Genomic DNA, 20585 nt, shown 5'->3' on the forward strand with positions numbered 1-20585 from the left:
TTTTTGATGAAACCTTTCAGGTTTCATTTACTCTTTTGTTTATTTGTTTATTTTACAGTGAAATAGAATTTAACCTATATTTTTTAAATATTCATAAATATAATTGTAAATTTTTTACTTAGTATCATAATAGAGATGATTATGAAATTTATATTATACCATATTAAAAAGTAAGGATTAGTATTTATAATTTGGATTAGGTTCAAATGAAATTTTTTTGGTTTCTTTATCAACCTTTACAAGAATTCCCAAGTATTCCATTTCATTCAATTCTTTAGAAATCATATATTGTACTAATTCATTACAAATTTGTAATATTTCATCATTTACATTATTTTGTAATTTTAACATCTTTTTTTTACTTGTAGCTTCTTCTAAATCTGCTTTAATTAATGCCATAGTTGTGTAATTATTGATTAATGTAGCTATTGCTAACTCTTCCTTATCTTCTTCAGTGGATAATTTGTTTAATATCTTTTTACTCGTCATAAATTCCCTCAATAGTGTATTTAATTATTATTTTAAAACCTATTTAATTTATCTTTTTTATTATAAAATTTTGATTTATGTTTGATTCATCGGCGTTTGAATAATCTAAAATTTTACTGCCATCGTTTTGATTAAATTCTTTATTGGTGTAAATATCTCCATCTACGGTTAATAAACCATTGTATACCAAATCTTGGAGTTTATTTAATATATCAAATTTGGTTGTATCATTTTTCCAAACGTCTTCGGGAAGTTCTTCACATAGCTGTAAAAATGTGTAATCCATATTTGCACAAGTACCTTGGTCATTATAATTATAATGGTTGTTAACAGCTTCAAGTATGTTATTTTTAATGTTAGTTTCCCAAACAGTATATTTTTCTTCTTCTTCTTGTATTTCTTTTTCTAAATTTTCATCGGTTTCACAAAGAATTCTTTCAAATGAAACAGTAGCATCGTTATTGTTTCTTTTATCATTTTTATCATTTTTATCAAGTTTAATTCTATGTTCAAAAAATTCTACTTCATCTAACCCATTGGAAATCATAGTTTCAGCTAAGTCTAACTTTATATTTTCCATCTGTTCTTCTATAAAGCTTTTTAGTTGTAATATTTTTCTTCTGTTGGTTGCACCGTCTAAATCATCTAAAAATAGCTTATTTAATTCATAAGTTCTAAACATATCTATAATAAATAATTCTTTAAGGTCTTCTTCTGATAAATTGCTTAATAATTTTTTAATTGTCATAAATTCCCTCAATATGATTAATTAATTATTTAATTACATATTATTAATTATTATTAATTATTAGTTTATATATTAGATTATTTATTAGTTTATATATTAGATTATTTATTAGATTATTTTAATATTAATATATATTCAATTTAACATGTATTAATAAAAGAGACAAGTGAGACGTATGGCAATAACCGATATAAAACCAGATATGTTAATAAAAAGTATCTTGGTAATTGAAATTTTAGTCAGTTTAATAGGGGAATTATTCAATTGGGCAACTTTTTATAATTCACCGTATTTAATCGTTTTTGGAATCGTTATTGCTTTATTGGGGTATATTATGCACGTTAAATGCCATAAGTACCACAAAAAAGGACACAGTAAAGCAAGTGAGATAAATAAAGTTGTAAATACTGGCATATACGGTAAAGTAAGGCATCCCATGTACACAAGTATTTTATTAATTATTTGGGGGATTTATCTTGCTTGGAATTTCGTATATACGAGTATAGTGCCGGTTGGAGCTACTTTACTGATTTTTATATTGGCAAAAAAAGAAGAAGAATATTTATCGAATAATTTAGGTGATGAATATTTAAAATATAAGAAAAATGTAAAATGGATGTTTATTCCTTATTTAATTTAATTTAATTTAATTATAATTATTTTATTATTGGTATTATTTTTATCTATTTTATTTTTAATTTTAATTTTTATTTTTTTCTTTTAAAAAATTCAATAATTCTTCAGTATCGCCCATTTGCTCCAATTCTTTTAAACTAAGGGCTGCAATTCTTTTATACTGCATATCTTTATTTTCTAAAATTAATATAGAATGGCTATTAAATAATTTTGAAATTTCATTAACGAGCAAAGCTTTTCTTTTTACTTCTTCGTTGCTTGATTCCTGAATATTTGTGAATAGTAAATTTTTAGAATTTTCTTTATCTTCCCCAAGTGCATCAAAAGGAGCTTTAGTAGTTTCTGTAATGTTAAATCCTAAATCTTTAAACAAATCAAGTACATTACTTTTAAAACCTTCTTCTTCGGCTACTGTTGAATTAAGAGGTATTTGTTTTTTATTATTTATTTCCCTTTTTTCCATTTCTATTTTTTCTATTTTTTCTACATTATTTACTTTTATATTTATTTTTTCACTATCTTCACGAATTATATGCAAACCTTTTACAAGTGGAACGTCTAAATATTCCTCAATTTTAATTGCAACTTCTGCAGAAGGATTTGCCTCATTTTGCTCGTATTTATAAATTGTTTTTCTTGAAACCCGAGATATTTCTGCAAGTTCCCCCACTGAAATATTCAATTGTTCCCGTGTTCTTTTTAAAACGTTTCCATCGATATTAACAAAAAAACCGCCCCTATCTGCGTAAACTACGGGTGGACGTCCTGCAATTTGATTTTTAAAAGTCTTTGGAGTAATTGCTTTTATATGGTGTCTTTCGTAAACGACTTCGTCTTCCATTAATGAATTACGAGTTCTTGAGCCTATTATTAAAGGCGTAGCTGACACTATTGAAGCTATTTTGTATAATTCCTGGGATTGTTCAGAGCTTAAGCTATCTATGTTTTTTAAAACTTTTATAAGCAATCTCGTGTTTCCCTTTCGGGCTATTAAGTCAAAGCACGACCTGTCTAACGTAGGCTTTGAAATTATAAAGTTATTTTCGTACAGTATTTTAATACATTCTGATAATAATACTTCTCGCATTATAACCACGCTTATTATTTTATGAGTAAATATGAAACTATATATTTAATACAATTATAGTTATACTTCATATATAATTATATAGTCCATTTATAAAATTATACGGGTTAAATTATGAAAATTGAAATTGAAAAAGAAGATGAAAAATTTATCGGTTTAAAAATAAAAGATGCTATTGGTCATAATGAAAATTTAAAAAAATACGTAATTATAAAAGATAAAGAAAATAATAAAAATAATAAAAATAATAAAACTTATAAAATTGATTTTAATTCAAAAAAAGCGGTTTATGAATATAATGTGGGAATTTTAAAAGGTTTGTACGATTTAAATATGCAATTCCATAGTAATGCGTTAGTTCCTACCCCTGTTAACCGTTATACGTTTGTTTATTATATTCTAAATGAATTTATGAACATTATGCAAAACACCTATAATCTAAAAGATATTAATATTAAACCCAAAAATATAAATGTTTTAGAAATCGGGACAGGTTCGGGTATTTTATCAATTTTAATGTCTAAATATTTTTATGAATTAACTAAATTAGATGATAAATTAATTAATTCAATTAATATATATGCAACAGACATTAAAGAAGAATATCTGGAAATTGCAAGAAAAAATTATAATAATAATATTAATGGTAATATTAACAATAATATTAATAAAAATAATAAAAATAATAAAAATAATAAAAATAATATTAATACTAAACTTAAAGTACCAGTCGATTTTATTAATTCAAAGGGAAATTTAATAAAGAATATCAATGAATTAAGCGATTATAAATTTGATATAATATTTACGTATCCTCCGTATTATTCAGACCATTCGGTGGCTTCAGTACGTAGTTTTGGCGGTGCTGATGCAGAAAAGGTTGAATTAATCGGCGGGGGCAAATACGGCGAAAAGTTTTCCGAACAGTTGATTGAAGAAGCAAAAGACTTTTTAAATGAAAATGGAATTATTGCGTTTATGTTTCCGGATAAACCCGAAGAAAGACGTAAATTAGTTGAAAAGAAAATAATTGACTGTAATTTAGAATTGGATAAATATGAAATTCAATCGGGTAAAAGAAAACGACATATTATATTTGGAATTAAAAAAGAATAATGGTTGGAAATTATGGGAATTTTAGAAACTAAAAATAAAAATAAAGATATTAATAAAGATATTAATAAAGATAATATACAAATTTTAGAAGATAACTTAAAACCTAAGGGGACGATTACAGTTCTTGGAGCTGGTCGTTTGGGCGTACGTGTAGTTATGGATTTATTAGAAGTTCACAGGGGAGGTTTTGAAAAAATACAAGTTTTCGACGGTGCTAAAATTGATAAAAACGATATTATTCATCGAAAATATGGTGCAAAAGTTGGAGAATATAAATCCAAATTTTTAGAAGATTTTTATCCTGGAAAAGTTGAAGCAATTTCTGAACACATAAATGCAACTAATATTGATAAAATCAACGGAAACATTATAGTATCTGTAATAGCAGGTGGAAATACCTTAAAAATCCGAGAATCTGTATTGAATTATGCTTTAATGAATAAAAAACAATTTATTTCTACTAACGGTGTTTTTGGAATTGAAAAACCTGTAAAAGTTGAAATGTCGCAAGAAGCAACCGGTCCAGTCGAGTATATGAAAAATATGCCTAACCATATCGTTATTGGTACGGGTGGTTTGATTAGAGATAATGAGCCGATTACACCATATACACTTGATAAAATGAGTGAATTAATCGTAAAAACTTCTTTAATCTTAAAAAAAGACTAATTTAATAAAAAAATATAAAATAATAAGAAAATATAACATAATAAAATAATAAAAAATAATAAAATAAGTAATAATACTATTTTATATTTAATAATTTAAGTATCTGTATTCATTATTTAGTTTGGGTAGGTATGTATGGTAATATAAAGTCTACAAAGCTCTCTACATTTCTTGTTTGAATATAAACTGTTCCTGAACCAGATAATCTGTAAACTAAACCTTCACCACCCAATAAAGTGGATTTTAAACCACCAACTTTGGTTAATTCAAATTGCAATCCGTCTGTAAATCCTATTAAATTACCATTGTCTACAACTAATGATTCGTTGTTTAATTCTATAGTTTCAATTGCACCGTATGATGATAAGAATAAATCACCCTGTCCAGTCAATTTCATTAAAAATAACCCTTTACCGCCGAAAAATGATTTAGCACCACCAAATTTGGTGTCTATTTCAATATTTGGGGAAGATGCTAAATAAGCACCGTGTTGAACGTACAATGTACCGTTTAATGGGTGGTATTGGATATCTCCAGATAATGAAGGTGCTAAAGCCAACTTACCAGAACCTGAGAATGTATTTAAGAATATGCTTTCCCCAACCACAGCTCTTTTTAATGCTCCAAATAATCCACCTTTTGCTTGTGTTTTTATTTCCACGCTTGGTTCCATATAAACCATTGAACCGGTTTCTGTAATAATACCTTCGTTATTTAAGTTCAATTTTAAAATTGAATATGATGGTCCTTTTTCGATTTTATAATCGTAAGCCATTTTAACACCTTTTATTTTTAAATTTTAAATATTAATTTATAGGTATTTACTAATTAAAATGTATTATTATTTATTTTATTTATTGTTTTTATCTTTTTTTATTTAATTTACGGACGATATTTTATTATCTCAGAGTAAATTTAAAAATATAAATATAATAAATAAATAACTAAAAATAAATAAAAATAAATTTAATTTAGATTTCGCCAATTCCGATATAAATGTTATTATTTCCAATTTTTTTAAATGCCTCAGAATACAATTCAATTCCGTATTTATCGGCAAATTCTTGCATTCTTTTTCTACCTGTATCTTTAGTTCTTTCTCCAACTGAAACAAGAACATAGCTATCGTAAATCTTTTCGCAGGCCAATATTTTTTTTCTTTTATATCTACCAGTACGTAAATCAAGGTTTATGATTTCAGGTATCTTTTCAAGGTGCATAATGGCTTGTTTAGCATCTTCAACTAACATACACTCATTTAAGCACTTAAAAATTAATTTTTTCTCTTCACTATCATTTACACCAGATTTTAAAGAGGAAACATCGTTTTTTACACCTTTATCATCGTTTGTGATTGGTTCATTTCTACTACTTTTTACTGAATCCGTACCAGATTTCTCAAAGGACTCTTTAATTGATTTATCATTGGTATTAATTGCTAATTTGTCCTTTTTATAATAATTTAACTTACCACTTTGGAAATCTACGATAATTGAACGTGAAGCTCGGTTTATATCTGTAATACCACCTTTTGATAAGTAATTTAACTTTTTACCAATTAATTCAATTATTTCCTCATCGATTTTTTCAGCAGGGATGTCTTTTAACTCATCAATCTTATAATACTCGTTTAATATCGTATTATCAAATTTTTGAAGTCTTTGAAGGATTTTAATAGCCGGTGAAGTAATGTTTTTTGATTTTTCAAATCTCAAAGCTCCAGATATTATTAATTCGTCGTCATCGTTCGGTTCAATTATTCCGGGTGTATCCAATAATTTTATGTCTTTTGTAAGTTTAATCCATTGTTCTCCAACAGTTAAACCTGCAACTAAACCGCTTCTTGCACTTTTTTTGCCCGTAAGTGAGTTAATAATTGAGGATTTACCTACGTTAGGGTATCCTACGATACCTACCGTACCAACCACTTTAGAACTGCTATTTTTGGAATTTGAATTATGTATCTTTTTATTTATATTATCGTTTTTATCGTTTTTATTATTATCTTTATTATCCTCTTTATTATCATTTTTATTATCATTTTTACTCTTATTTTTCACATTAGAATAAATATAGAGCTTTATTTCATCTCTTAATATTTTAGTGCCTAATTTTTGTGTAGCACTAACAAATACAACGGAAGAATTTGGATTTTCTGCCATAAACTTTTTTTTCCACATTTCCAATATTTCTTTAGGCACTAAATCTGCTTTATTCAACACATATATAAGTTTTTTACCTTTGTGGATAATAGTACTCTCTAAATCATAATTACGAGTAGTTTCGGGGTCTCGAGCATCTATTACCAATAATATAACATCACATTCTGAAATGATGCCTTTAACTTTTAATTTGGTTGATATCCTAAATGTTGATTTCTTTTTTTCCATAATTTCACCATAAAAATAAAACTAAAAATAAAACTAAAAATATAAATTTTGACTTTTAACTTTTAAGTATTGTTTTGATTTTTGACCATAAATTGAAAATATTGTTAAATTTAACAATTTATTAATTAAGATAGTGGTATATCATTTAAATAATTATCATTATTTTATATATAATTTAATAGTAATTTAATAGTAATTTAATAGTAATTTACTCTAAAACAATATAAAAATGATTATATAATATGATAAATAGATAAATAATCCATAAATTAATTAGTTGTATATGTACGACGGATAAATATACAATAGATAAACTCGGTGTAAAAATGTCAAACCTAAAAGCACGATTAAGGGATTTTGTAGAAACTGAAGAGGGTTATTTTGCAGTTAACACCTATCAACACCCCAATGATAGAATAATTGCATTTTTAAGATATATTAATTTAAACAAACTTTCAGAAACCACCAATAAAGAAATTGATGAATTATTATCAATTTATAATTTAGATAAAAATGATATAAGGGTTAAATTAGATGAAACAGGGCGAGAATTAAAATTTATTAAAGTAGCAGATTCAAAGACTGCTTATGATATATTACAACAAAATTATCCGATTTATGTTTATTATGATAGTGTAAACGACGTAGTTTTACACGCAATACCTTATAACAATGTAAAACAGATTATAAGCCCAAAAGATAGGTTAAAAGAAATAATAAACAATCCACAGACACTTTTGGAAGAAAAATGTAAAAAATTAGCTGAAAAATTAAAAGAATGTGGTCAAAAAAATAACTTACCCATTGATTATGAAAATATGGGTGTTTCTGGCTCTACAATACCAAAACTCAATAATGAAGGCTCAGACATTGATTTTGTAATATATGGTATGAAAAATCACAAAATTGCGAGAAAAATATTAAAAGAATGCTTTGAAGATGGAGAAATAGCTGAAATTACCCCACTTTCGGAAGATTTCTGGAAAAAAGCTTATAAAAAGAGAATTAAAGACGATACACTCGAATATGACGAATTCGTATGGCACGAATTAAGAAAATATAATCGTGGCTCCGTAAATGGGACAATGTTTGATTTATTGGCTACTCGAGAGTGGGACGAAATAAACGATAATTACGGCGATAAATCGTATAAAAACAAGGGTTTTATTAAAATAAATGCAAATATAAAAGACGATGACTATATGTTTGATAATCCTGCTACATATTCACTTGAAAACGTGGAACTTGGAAATTATGAGGGAAATATGCACTTAAATGAGATAAAAGAAATTAAGGAAAATTCTATGGCCCTAAAAGAAGTAGTTTCTTTTACTCATACTTATGCCGGACAGTGCTTAAATAATGAAAATGTATCAATAAGGGGTAAATTAGAAGCTGTAGAATCCCCCAATTGTGAGAATTATTATAGGGTGGTTGTCGGAACTACAAGAGAAGCATTTAATGAGTATATTAAATTAAATAAAAATTAAAAAAAGGATTATTGCTAATTTATTGAATAATATGGTAATATAAAATATAGAATATAAGATATAGGATATAAAATATATTAATATAGAATATAAAATATACCAATTTAATTATTTAATTATTTAATTATTTTGTTTTTTTCTATCAATTTCTTTTAAAAGTGGTGGAAATGGGTCAGATGTTGGAAATATGTTGTAAAATTTACTATAATCCCCAATGCCGTTGATATATTGTAAAAAATAAGGTGCAACCTCATTTGGTGAACCCATAGAAACCCCACCTACAACTTTACCATTTTCAAAGTAAACTCTATTAAATCCCCTATATTTTTCAAAGTATGCCCCGTGTACATTTCCTGTTTTTATTTCTTTATAATCATTAGTTTGCGTTCCTATCATCCCCAAAGGTATTTTTAGACGTATTACTTCCATATATGGCAATGGTTTCAATTTAATAAGTGATTTTCCCGTAATTTCATTATAGATATTTCTTGCTACAATAGCCCCCTGCCGTACTGAAAGAGGAGTATTGCTCCTACCGACTGCATCACCGCAAGCATAAACATTATTTGAGTCGCAACGAACTTTTAAATTATTATTTACACTAAAAGGTCGAGTTCCCCCGAATGCTATTAAATTATACACGTTTTCGTCTTTTAATAGCTCTTTGGTTTTATTTTCATCGTTTGTAATGTTGAAGTTGATAATATGATTTAAAACATATTTCCTAACATCGGGGTCGGTAATACGCTTTAAAATGTTAGAACGAACGTATGTAAACACTTCAGAACCTAAAGATGAGAATACTGAAGAAATTTCTGAGGCAGAGATTCCACCACCTATTACCACCATTTTTTCAGGCAATTCTTTTAAATTTACCAAATCAGAATATTTATTGCAGGTTATTTCGTTGTATGTATTAGGATAATCCATACCAGTTGCATATACTACATAATCATAGTTTTTTTTATTTTTATTTTTATTTTTATTTTCATTTTTCATTTCTTTTTCGGTATCAAATCGTTTAAATATTACATTTACGCCTTCTTTTTTTAATTTTTCAAGACTATGCAGTCTAATTTCTTTGTGAACTTCGTCTATTTTTTTATTTAGAGTTTTAAAGGTCATAAAATCATTTAATGTGTATTTATCTGTGTTTTTATGAATATTGCTATTATTTTTAACTTCATTTAACTTATCTATTGAGTCAGAAACCTCTTTAAGTGCATTTATATACTTACAGCCGTAATTTAAGCAAAGACCCCCTAATTTGTCTTTTTCATATAAATCTACTGAAATCCCCATTCTTGAAAGTTTTTTCGCACAAGCGGACCCTGCCGGTCCTGCACCGATTACTGCCACATTTACGTTTGATAAATCCATAATAACCCCCGTTTTATGAATTTTTTATTATTTTATTTTATTATTTTATTATTTTATTTTATTATTTTATTATTTTATTATTTTATTTTATGTCATATGTTGTTATCTAATTATATTTATGTTATAATAGATTTATAAAGAATAGGATAAATAAATCTAAAACAATATAAAGTAATATGTAATAATATAATTAAGAAAATCAAATTAACTAAAATTTACGGTAAGATTATTATGACAGCTTCAAATTCAAACACAAATCAAAATTTAGATGCGGATTTAGATTTAAAAGATTTAACAAATATCAATTTAGGAATTTTTGGACACATTGACCACGGAAAAACCACCTTATCGGGCGTACTAACAGAGATAGCCTCTACTTCATCGCTTGATAAATTACCAGAATCCCAAAAACGAGGGATAACTATAGATATGGGTTTCTCATCATTTAACTTAAAAAAAGAAGAAACAAATCAAAATTATATGATTACTCTAGTAGATGCTCCCGGACACGCCGATTTAATTAAAACGGTGGTTAGTGCAGCTGATATAATCGATATTGCACTTATAGTCGTAGATGCGAAGGAAGGACCAAAAACGCAGACTGGTGAGCACTTACTTATATTAGATAACTTTAATATACCGACTATTGTAGTTATTACAAAAATTGACAACGCCAATGCTGAAGAAATTGCACAAACAAAATTATTTATGAATTCCATACTTAATTCAACCCAAAATTTAAAAAATAGTGAAATTTTAGAGATTTCTGCAAAAAATAACCTTGGTATTGACAATTTAAAAAATTCAATAATGGAACACCTTCTTAAACTTCAAAATGAAAATAAACTCAATAGAAAAACCGATGACTACTTTAAAATGCCTTTAGACCACGCATTTCCGATTAAAGGAGCGGGTACTGTAATTACGGGCACTATAAACAAGGGTATTGTAAAAGTTGGCGATGAATTAAAGATATTGCCCATTAATATGGAAACAAAAGTAAGAAGTATACAAAGATTTAGAAAAAGTGTAAACGAAGCAGAAGCTGGGGACCGTGTGGGTATGGCCTTACAAAATGTTGAAGCTAAACAGATATACCGAGGTTGTATATTAACTTCAAAAGATACCAAATTACAGATGGTCGATAAGATAGTGGCTAAGGTCAAAATTTCAGACATTTTTCGCTATAATTTAACGCCAAAAATGACTGTGCACCTTAATGTAGGAATGTTGACTGTTCCCGCTAAGGTAATCACATACAAAAAAGTCATAAATCCTCAAAACAACAATACCGAGAATTTAATCGTAAATCAGGTTGGTGCAGGACAAGAATGCTACTGTTCTTTTGAACTTGACGATAAGGTACTCGCAGAAGTAGGCGATAGAATATTAATCACAAGGTTAGATTTACCACCTACAACACTTAGAATTTGTGGACACGGGACTATTGAAGGTTTTGAGTCTTTAAAAGACTTAGACATTAGAAAGGAAGTTTTAAGAGATGGTAATATTCGTATAGAAAAAGGAAGAACCACTATTGAAAATTTAGCCCCTTCAAAATCAAATGCAGAAAAATTAATCGGCGAAAAGGTTTATGTAATTGATAAATCGAAGAATGTTGAAGAAATTAAAAAATTACTTGCTGAAGATTCAAATAAATTAGATGGTTCAAAAGAATATACTAAACGTCCAGAGTACATTAAAGCAATAGGTAAACTTAAAGGTACTTTTGGCACTAAAGGCGTACTTGTAGCAGATTTTGACGCTGAAGTGGGCAATAGGGATGTTGTACTTTTGAAAAGGCTTAGAAGGTGGGGTTAAATGGAAAATTTTCAAGAGTTTCAGAATAAATATTTTAAAATTTCCGAGACAAGCCCTTCAAAAATAATTCTATTTGGGGAGCACGCCGTTGTAGATGGATACCCCGCTATTTCAATGGCAATCGATTTAAAAACTTTTGGAACTATTAAAAAATTAGATGATTGTAGTGAAAATTGTAGTGAAAAGTACATAAAAATTGATTTACAGGATTTAAACGAGAAAATAGTAATAGATATTTCAAATGACGAAGAAATAAGAAATTTTTTAAATTTAGATGTTAATAATATTGTTAAAAATGTAAAATACGTAGTTTGTGCAATTAAAAATACTATAAAATATATGATAAATAACAATAAAAACAAAGACATTAAAATATTACCTTTTGAATTAATATTGCATTCTGAAACTCCCGTAAGCTGTGGTTTAGGTTCTTCAGCTTCTGCAGTATTAACAACCATAAAATTAGTGTCTAAATTGTTGAATAAAAATTTAAATCTTTCTAATAGTGAAATGGCGGAAATAGCCTACAGTGTTGAAAAGGAAATACAAGGTAGGGCGAGTATTACCGATACGTACACCGTTTCAATGGGTGGAATTCTTGAAATAATAAATAACGAATATATCACCGATGATTTAAATTTAAACGATAATTTGGTAGAATTGATACAAACTTGCAACTTTTTGATTGTATATGTAGAAGAACGAAACAGAAAAACCGCTGAATTAGTTCAGGAAGTTGGAAATAACCCTAAAAAAGAAGAAATATTTTCAAAAATTGGGGAAATTATTTCAAAGTTAAAAACTTGTAAAAATAAATCAGAGTTTGGAAATTTAATGACTCAAAACCATAATTTATTAAAAGATTTAAACATATCTACTCAAAAAATTGACGAAGTTGTAGAATTAGGCTCTAAATATGGATTAGGTGCTAAATTAACCGGTGCAGGCGGTGGAGGTTGTGCCATAATATTATTAGATGATGAGGAACTACGTAAACAGGAGTTAATATATAATCTTAAAAAAATAGATGTTATGGAAATTTTTGAGTGCAAAATGTATTTAAATAAATAAAATTCTTTTTCAGTTTTATTCTTTATTCTTCTTTATTATTCTTTATTCTTCTTTTTTAGGTGCCGATTCTTCGATTTTTTCTCCGTGAGGGCATTTTTTAGGTTTTTCTATAAATTCGTAAAGTTTTTCAATTGTTTCATCACTCATGGCATGTTCTAATTTACAAGCTTCTTCACTTGCTTTTTCTAATTCTATATCTAAATAATCAGTTAAAAAGTGTTCCAAAATTCTATGTTTTCTTAAAATATTCCTTGCGATTAATTCGCCTTTTTCATCTAATTTTATGCCCACATAAGGTTCATAAATTATATAACCTTCACTACTTAATTTTTTAGCCATACCAGTGACAGCTGCGGGTTTTACTCCCAAGATATTTGCCAATTCAGTTGTTTTTACAGGCCTATGTTCTTTTTGAGTAAACATATGTATGCTTTCGAGATAATCTTCAATATTTGGAGAAATCATTAAATCACCAAGTTTAAATATGGTTTATATAGGTTTATATAGGTTTATATAGGTTTATATCTTAAATTCATTTGTTTTATTTTTCTTAAATTAATTTTAAATAATAATAATAATAATAATAATAATTACCAATTCATATTATTCATATATCTATAACTTATAGTATTTAAACTTTTAAACTAAATTAAAAATTTTAACCGATGTTAATTAATCACGTTTAATAAAATATATATAGTAGAACGTACACTATATAATTTAAGTTAATTTAAATTATTTAATTACAGTAAAAGTATTTTCTAAACAATTATTAAATTAAGATTACGCCCGTAATTAATAAAAAAATCAAGGGTGATTTTATGGAAAGTATATTATCAAAAAATCCAGGTTCTTACACAGTATTAGAAGTTAACGGCGGAGTTTGCAGAAAATTTTATGAACTCGGTATTATACCAGGTTGTAAAATAACCTTGTTAAACAAAAGTAGGGGACCTTTATTAGTTAGAATAGGGAACTGTAAAATAGCCATAGGTAGAGGAATGGCAGATAAAATTATGGTAAAATAATAATGGATTATTTAATCTAATTTTTATTAAGATAACTTTTAAATCTCTAAAACATTGCGGATATGATTTAATTCCCCCGAAATTGTATCCATTTTTTGCTTTTTTGTCATATCATTACCATTATTATATAATAGGTCATTAAATTCTAAAATAATTGAACTTTTATAATTATATTTATGGACTAAATCATATATCGATTTTTCAAATAATGATTTATAAGGTTCTTCAGAATTTTTTAAAGAATAATGGTCGGTATCTTTAGAATTAACACCCGATATATGAACATTAGAAATTTTTGAAGTATCAACGTTTTTTAAAAATTCTTCAACGTGTGTACGTGCGTGTACAAAATCAAGAGTAAATCTTAATTTTTCATATTTATTTAAGTAGTAATTAATTTCCTCGGGCGTTTTACATAATTTATTTATTCCTTGCGGTGAATTTTCAACAGATAATATTAATTCATTGCTTATTAATTCATCAATTTGCTGAACAGATTCTAAATCCCTGTAATCTACATATTCATTGAGTTTACAGCATAGTCTAATGTAATTACTTAAATAAGCGTATTCTTCGTTGATTCTCGGCAACCTTTTTGCACTTCTTTGACCTGCGTGAAATACCATATGTTTTGCTTCGTAGAACTTAGCAACGTTTAAAGCCCAAAAAGTTTCTTCTAATGTAATATTCCGAAGGTTTTCGTTAGTAGACGCAGGATTAAGCTCTATATATGGTGCGTGGACACACAAATGTTTTATTTTAAGCATTTCCTTTTTTAAGTTTTTCAAATAATCTTCATCATATCTGTTTTTCCAAAATTCCGGATTTTCGACTACAAATTCAAAACAAGACAGCTCTAACTCACGAACAATATCGACTATCTCTTCGATAGGATATTCCCAAAAAAATAACGACGTAAGCCCTATAACTGGTTTTGAAAGTTTTAAGTGCTTTGATTTACTCATATGACCCCTCTTACCCACATATACTAAATTAATAAGTAATAACTCTCATTATAAAAAATATGAAATACATAAAATATATAGTTTGTGAAATTTTAAGTTTGAAAAAATAATAATAAACTAATAATAAACTAATAAACTAATAATAAACTAATAAAATAATAATAATAATAAAAAATTAATAATAATAATAATAACTATAATATTGAATTATAATCTTCCAATTCCGAATAATCCATTATTTTATAATGTGTTTCAATTTTTACAGGTATGTCGTTAATATTTAAGTATGCAAAGGGATTTGTACCGCCTACACTTACATATCCCAACATTTCAGTTTCTACCCTAATCCCGCATAAATCATTGTTTGGCCTACCAAATTCTAAAATTGAATTCCAGCCCAAAGTTTCATAAATTTCTTCGATTTTTGATTTTGAATACATCGGCACTTTCCTAAGTCCTGCCAGTATGGTCGTTTTACCATCTGCTTTATCGAAAAACACTTCGTGAGGGTCTAAAGACGTGCCTTCATATGCAATAGCCTCTATAAATCTCATTTCAGGTCTTTCCAATAACCCCCCATAATAGGGAATTACAGGAATCTGATTTTCAAGCAGTATTCCATCAAATGTTAAAGAGCATACGGTATATATGTTTAAACATTCGTTTTTAACATCTATTTCAACCTTTAATTTATTAGATGTTGATAAATCCCGTTTATAAATTTCTTTTAAAAGTTTTAAAACTTTTTCTTCATATTTTAAATCTATTTTGGCCATATTAACGATAATTCGACCGGATTCATTATTTAAATCGAATTTTACTTCGTGCATCATTGAAATCATTTTCGATAAAACGGGTTTAACGTTATAATCTTTTAAAACGTTTAATCGTTTTAAATCTGCTACGCTACAGATATCGTACCCTTCAGAACTTCTACCATATCCCTTAAATTTGTACTTATATTTATTTAAAAATTCGTCATTAATTTCTATTGGTTCGAGTATACGTTCTTTAGGCACTTGAATGTTTGGATTAGCTTCTATTTTGGTTGTTGAGTTAATATCTAAAGAATAACCCAATTCAACAGGTATGCAAAGCGGAGTAAGCCCTCCAATTAGTGCGACACCTATTTCTTCGTCATTTAAGTTTATCCCTAATACATTATTTTCCCCATAACATATTACAGATTTTAAGTTGTCTTTTTTTAATAATTGCTTAAATTCGTCTAATTTTGATTTTGGTATTACCCTAAAATTAGCTGGGATATAACCTTCCCCATTTTCAATTGTACTCAGTACTTCAGTCTTTTTTTGCATTATAAAAGCTATTAATGGGTCTACAGATGTTTTTTTGAACTCGATAACTCCTTTAAAATTAACAGGCTTATTATCTTCATATTTAACAATACCGCCGTGTTTTGGCATTGACATTATTCCATTCTTAATTAAATAATTGTCAAAATTTATATTACAAAGTGTTTCTACATTTAATCTTAAATTATTATCTTTTTTATCCAATTGTTCCATTTTTAAATAATTTCCGGTACTATATCCATGTTTAAAGCTTAAAAGAATTAATTCCTTTAATTTTTTAAGCTCTTCCTTTGATTCTGAATTTTCTTTTAAGTTAAAAGTTCCCCTATTTACAATAACGGTTTCAGGATAATTACCTTTTGTAAGTTTATCATATATATTGCCTGAAATAGAGCCTATTCTGTGAGCTACATTGGCTTTTTGTAATTCTTCGGCTCCTTTTTCAGTGATAATTCTTCCAGAGTACCCTACTCTTTCCGTTAGTTCATCATCATCCATTGATTGCAAATGATATCTAACTGCACGTTCTCCAATGTCATAGCCCCGTAATTTTAAATCTTCGGCTATTATTTTGGCACCTATCGGTTTATCATATTTCGAGAGTAGATTCAAAATAGCAATATTTAGGTTTTTAGTCATATTCGTCCCTCACCTAAATTAGAGTTATATAATAATTTGAATATGTTTAATTTGTTATATATACCTATAGATTTGAATTTGAAAATTTTTTGAAAAATAAAAAAGAGTATGGAGTTATATTTATTTATTTATTAATTAATAAATATTTTAAATGATTTCTACACTATTAGCGATTAAAATACCTGGATAACATCTTAAAACTATATTTCCACCCACTTTAATTTCTGCATCTGTTTTTAGGTCCTGTTCATCGCACAAAAGTTTAGTTTCTGGAGATATGCGTATGATTAAGGGGGAACCATTGCTTTTGTTGATGATTACGTCATATACACCATTTTCATCTTTTTCTAAAATATCAACGATTTTTCCGTTCGTATAATTATCTAAATTATCTAAATTATCTAAATCGTTTGAATTATTTAAATTAGTATTCTCTAAATCTGAATTATTTAAATTAGAACTATTTGAGTTTGAGTTATCAAATAAATTTAAAAATCCATTCCATATATCATATAATAAACTACTTACCGTATATCCATTATTTTCATCATAATTAGATTTTTCATTTTCTGAACTTATTAAAACCGGCGTTTTATCTTCTGAATTAATAACGGGCATTGCAAAAACTGACGTGGTAAATAAAGAACCTAAAATCGCCAAAATTATCATATGCTTTTTTATTTTTTTCACATTTATATTCATTTTATCACCAAAAATCACTATGGTTTAAAACTTATATAAAAATGGAGATTATGTAAGGAATTGACCGAACGATAATTTTGGTTTAAATTGATATAAAATACATAACTAAAAAATAACCGATAAAAAATATATTATAAAAAATATAAAATATATTATAAAAAATAAAATTATTAATAAAATAATAGGTAATAAGTAATAAGTAATAATTACTAATTATTAATTAATTAATTAATTAATTTCTAACTTTTTTAGCAACTACGATGTAATTGCCCATTTTCATTTTGCTGTGATGTTTTCTAACGTTTGCGTGGTGAGCATCTTCTTTTACGGATTTTTTATCTTCCAATGCAAAAATACCCAATATTTTAAAGCCTTTTTTTTCCAAATGATTTGTATATCCATCTAATGTTAAACTGTTTTCAAAAGTATAGCAAATTTTTTCTTTTTTAGTTCCGGTAAAACTAAACATATTCCAATCTATACCTTCAAAAGCCTTTTTAACAGCGTATTTTTTATCAATAGTTTCTGGAAAAGCCTGTTTATTTGCAAAAATACCATTTAAAGCAGTTGCTTCACAAATTTTGTCAATTACTGCTGGATTTTTACCTCCTGGGTTGTAGGAACTAAATATTAAGTCGTAGCCTTCAGAATTATTTGAATCTAATGTATCTACGAAATTATCGGTAAAGAAATTACCTGAAACAGTTGATACCCTATCAGAACCGTATTCTTCAATATATTTCTTAGTTTCTTCGCAAACTTCCGGTAAATCAAATACTTTACATTTTGAATCTTCATTTAAGTAGGATAAAGCGATACCATACAATCCGTGCCCGCCTGCCACATCTAAGATACTTTTAGCACTTTTTACTTCTTCAAAGTGCTTTAAATAGTTGATTGTTAATTGCAATTCGCCTGCCCTACAATCAATCGCCATCCTTTTAATTATATCGGGGAAGAAAGCTCCTTCCTCAGTTTTTAATTCTCCTGCTTTCAATGTTTCATCTAAATTAATCCATCTGTTAGCCCTCTCACCGTAAGTATAAAAAGGAGCTAATGAATTTATTTTGCTAAATTCCGAATTTGGATTTAAATACGTTTTTGAGAGTTCAGTTGCTTTGTAAAATATATCATCTGAGCTGTATGACTCGTGATAAACTTTTATTAAACCAAATTGAACTAATGCGTCCAACATATTTAACAAAAGATTTTTATTTGGTTGAAAACCTTGTTTTTCGTACCAAACTTCGATTTCGTTAAAAGTTTTTTGCGTATCTAATAATTCAAAAACATTATATTTTAAACAGAAGCTTAATAAAAAGAATTTTCTCAAACCCAAGTAAGCATCTTCAAAAAGATTTTCTATTTGTTCAGGTTCAATTTTAGGGGTTTCCATTACATTTTTACTCATATTTACACCTTTATTGTAAGTTCTTAGTAAATTTTATACATTTAAATTAATTAAAGAAATATCTAATTTATAATTTATAATTTATAATTTTATGTACTTAGTTCAATTTAGTTCAATTAAATGTAAAAATAAAAAATTTAGAATATTATTTTAAAATATTATTTTAAGTATTAATCAATATGTATCAAACTATTAAATATCTATAATTCAAATTTTTCATATCCGCCCATCCTATTTGAAATGGATTCATAAGCCCCATTTCCATCGAAGAATAAATATATTTCGTCCGCTTTTTCTTCAGGGTCAACGTCTGCAAACTGCTCAGGGTAAAGCACTTTGCCCACATAATAAGCATTTGCGATTGCTGTATCTTTGTTAAATGAATACCAGCAGTATGGCAGTACTTTGTAAACTCTATCGTTTGAAACTGCACTTAAACCTTTAAATTCCGGTTTTTCCAAGTCTGCTGAAACTTCATTTAATGAAGCTTCACTTACAAATATGTAATCAGGGTTCCAAGCCAATACTTGCTCTTTACTAACTTCTTTACCCTCACTGATTTCTGAAACATTATATGCTACGTTATTAGCGCCTAATAATTCAAATGATGGCCAATGTGGGTCAGTTGTTGTAATACCGTGTGCACCACTGTATGCCCTACCTGCAATATATGCACTTGGGTGAACGTCAGCTTTTGAAACTCTTGATTGTAAATCGTTTCTATATTCTTCTATTTTATCCAATATTTCTTCGGCTCTTTCTTCTTTGCCTAATATTGTACCCATTAATCTTAATGATTTCTCATATTTTTCATTTTGAGCTTCTGGACCGATTGTAGCAGTATATACAACTACAACAGGTATATCCACTTTATTTTGTAAATCATCGGCAGCATCTTTGTTGTTGCCCATAAAAATTACATCAGGGTTCATTTTAAGAATTGCTTCATAATTATAACTTGTTCCTGCTTTACCCGCTACCGGTAAATCAAGTAATTCCGGGTTTGCAGCTAAATATGGTAATTCAGTACCGCAAGGGAATTTATCGTCGTCAGATTTTGATTGAACGCTTTCTCTCTGTTCAATTGCGATTACTTTATCTGTTTCATTTAAGTAAACTATTTCTCTTAATGAACAGCCTAATCCAATTACTTTATTAATTGTTTTTGGAACTTCGACTGTTCTACCGGCCATATCCACAACAGTTATGTATTCGGCATTATTTCCCATATCGGAGTTTTTTGCATTTTGATTTGTGTTGTCGTTAGTGTTTGAACTATCAATACCTGTATTTGCATTATTTGCACCAGTATTTTCACCAACACATCCACAACTCATTGCTACAACTACGACCATAATAACACTGAAAACCATAACTACTGATTTTTTAAATGTTTTATTCATATTATCGTCCTACTTTACTTTTCTTTATTTCAATTATTTCAATTTTATTGTATAATTTAAATTTAAAGTACACTGTTAATCTTGTATTTATTATTACAATTTTTATCTATTCAATTAGCTTTTTAGTTAATCGTAATAATTTTTTAAACTTTATGAATTATTATTCATATAAATTAGAAAATAGTATTACTAATTAATATAATTTACGATATGATATTAATAATAAA

The 20585-nt window shown here is 27.4% G+C and carries 19 protein-coding genes; 7 read left to right on the forward strand and 12 right to left on the reverse strand.

Translation table 11 applies throughout. From position 1 onward, the window contains the following. Positions 1–177: 177 nt before the first annotated feature. Together J3E06_RS08110 and J3E06_RS08115 are read right to left on the reverse strand one after the other, a co-directional pair. Positions 178–489, reverse strand: a complete 312-nt coding sequence (locus tag J3E06_RS08110; protein WP_013180019.1) for a hypothetical protein — start codon at positions 487–489, stop codon at positions 178–180. A 43-nt stretch (positions 490–532) separates the two neighbouring features. Continuing rightward, entirely contained in the window at positions 533–1237 is a 705-nt protein-coding gene (locus J3E06_RS08115) for a hypothetical protein (protein WP_013180018.1), read from the reverse strand. Positions 1238–1412: 175 nt separating this feature from the next. On the opposite strand from J3E06_RS08115, the gene J3E06_RS08120 reads away from it, so the two are divergent. Beyond that, complete coding sequence (locus tag J3E06_RS08120) at positions 1413–1877, forward strand: methyltransferase family protein (RefSeq protein WP_013180017.1); 465 nt, start codon at positions 1413–1415, stop codon at positions 1875–1877. A gap of 60 nt (positions 1878–1937) precedes the next feature. Here J3E06_RS08120 and J3E06_RS08125 read toward each other — a convergent pair whose 3' ends face one another. Then, a complete protein-coding gene (locus J3E06_RS08125; RefSeq protein WP_013180016.1) occupies positions 1938–2960 on the reverse strand; it encodes a transcriptional regulator in 1023 nt (340 codons plus the stop codon). A gap of 114 nt (positions 2961–3074) precedes the next feature. On the opposite strand from J3E06_RS08125, the gene J3E06_RS08130 reads away from it, so the two are divergent. Then, the gene (locus J3E06_RS08130) at positions 3075–4076 is read left to right on the forward strand and encodes a CheR family methyltransferase (protein WP_013180015.1); all 1002 of its coding nucleotides are present in this window, start codon (positions 3075–3077) and stop codon (positions 4074–4076) included. Between the two features lie 12 nt (positions 4077–4088). Next, complete coding sequence (locus J3E06_RS08135; RefSeq protein ID WP_013180014.1) at positions 4089–4745, forward strand: ThiF family adenylyltransferase; 657 nt, start codon at positions 4089–4091, stop codon at positions 4743–4745. Positions 4746–4857: 112 nt separating this feature from the next. Here the strand turns inward: J3E06_RS08135 and J3E06_RS08140 are convergent, their stop codons facing one another. Together J3E06_RS08140 and J3E06_RS08145 are read right to left on the reverse strand one after the other, a co-directional pair. Beyond that, positions 4858–5520: a TIGR00266 family protein gene (locus tag J3E06_RS08140; RefSeq protein WP_013180013.1), complete on the reverse strand. Its 663-nt coding sequence runs from the start codon at positions 5518–5520 to the stop codon at positions 4858–4860. 196 nt (positions 5521–5716) lie between these two features. Next, complete coding sequence (locus tag J3E06_RS08145) at positions 5717–7135, reverse strand: GTPase (RefSeq protein ID WP_013180012.1); 1419 nt, start codon at positions 7133–7135, stop codon at positions 5717–5719. 326 nt (positions 7136–7461) lie between these two features. Here J3E06_RS08145 and J3E06_RS08150 point away from each other — a divergent pair, with 326 nt between their 5' ends. Then, on the forward strand, positions 7462–8625 hold the full coding sequence (locus tag J3E06_RS08150; protein ID WP_013180011.1) for a hypothetical protein: 1164 nt from the start codon (positions 7462–7464) through the stop codon (positions 8623–8625). A 120-nt stretch (positions 8626–8745) separates the two neighbouring features. Here the strand turns inward: J3E06_RS08150 and J3E06_RS08155 are convergent, their stop codons facing one another. Continuing rightward, complete coding sequence (locus tag J3E06_RS08155; protein WP_013180010.1) at positions 8746–10005, reverse strand: FAD-dependent oxidoreductase; 1260 nt, start codon at positions 10003–10005, stop codon at positions 8746–8748. Between the two features lie 231 nt (positions 10006–10236). On the opposite strand from J3E06_RS08155, the gene selB reads away from it, so the two are divergent. After that, the gene (gene selB, locus J3E06_RS08160) at positions 10237–11826 is read left to right on the forward strand and encodes a selenocysteine-specific translation elongation factor (RefSeq protein ID WP_013180009.1); all 1590 of its coding nucleotides are present in this window, start codon (positions 10237–10239) and stop codon (positions 11824–11826) included. Then, entirely contained in the window at positions 11827–12897 is a 1071-nt protein-coding gene (mvk, locus tag J3E06_RS08165; RefSeq protein ID WP_013180008.1) for a mevalonate kinase, read from the forward strand. A 42-nt stretch (positions 12898–12939) separates the two neighbouring features. On the opposite strand, the gene J3E06_RS08170 is transcribed toward mvk, so the two are convergent. Next, a complete protein-coding gene (locus tag J3E06_RS08170) occupies positions 12940–13362 on the reverse strand; it encodes a metal-dependent transcriptional regulator (RefSeq protein ID WP_013180007.1) in 423 nt (140 codons plus the stop codon). 356 nt (positions 13363–13718) lie between these two features. Here J3E06_RS08170 and J3E06_RS08175 point away from each other — a divergent pair, with 356 nt between their 5' ends. After that, entirely contained in the window at positions 13719–13925 is a 207-nt protein-coding gene (locus J3E06_RS08175; RefSeq protein WP_013180006.1) for a FeoA family protein, read from the forward strand. A gap of 38 nt (positions 13926–13963) precedes the next feature. On the opposite strand, the gene J3E06_RS08180 is transcribed toward J3E06_RS08175, so the two are convergent. The 5 genes from J3E06_RS08180 to J3E06_RS08200 all read right to left on the reverse strand — a co-directional run bounded on the left by J3E06_RS08180 (position 13964) and on the right by J3E06_RS08200 (position 20358). After that, positions 13964–14890, reverse strand: coding sequence for a TIM barrel protein (locus J3E06_RS08180; RefSeq protein WP_013180005.1), 927 nt, complete (start codon positions 14888–14890; stop codon positions 13964–13966). Between the two features lie 194 nt (positions 14891–15084). Next, positions 15085–16842 (reverse strand): DUF128 domain-containing protein, encoded by a 1758-nt coding sequence (locus J3E06_RS08185; protein WP_013180004.1) that lies wholly within the window; start codon positions 16840–16842, stop codon positions 15085–15087. Positions 16843–16989: 147 nt separating this feature from the next. Continuing rightward, positions 16990–17544, reverse strand: a complete 555-nt coding sequence (locus tag J3E06_RS08190) for a hypothetical protein (RefSeq protein WP_013180003.1) — start codon at positions 17542–17544, stop codon at positions 16990–16992. A gap of 232 nt (positions 17545–17776) precedes the next feature. After that, positions 17777–18955 (reverse strand): methyltransferase, encoded by a 1179-nt coding sequence (locus J3E06_RS08195; protein WP_013180002.1) that lies wholly within the window; start codon positions 18953–18955, stop codon positions 17777–17779. 200 nt (positions 18956–19155) lie between these two features. Further along, entirely contained in the window at positions 19156–20358 is a 1203-nt protein-coding gene (locus J3E06_RS08200; RefSeq protein WP_013180001.1) for an iron ABC transporter substrate-binding protein, read from the reverse strand. Between the last annotated feature and the right edge of the window lie 227 nt (positions 20359–20585).

Source organism: Methanococcus voltae, from assembly GCF_024807655.1.
Lineage (GTDB): Archaea > AGJL01 > Methanococci > Methanococcales > Methanococcaceae > Methanococcus > Methanococcus voltae_D.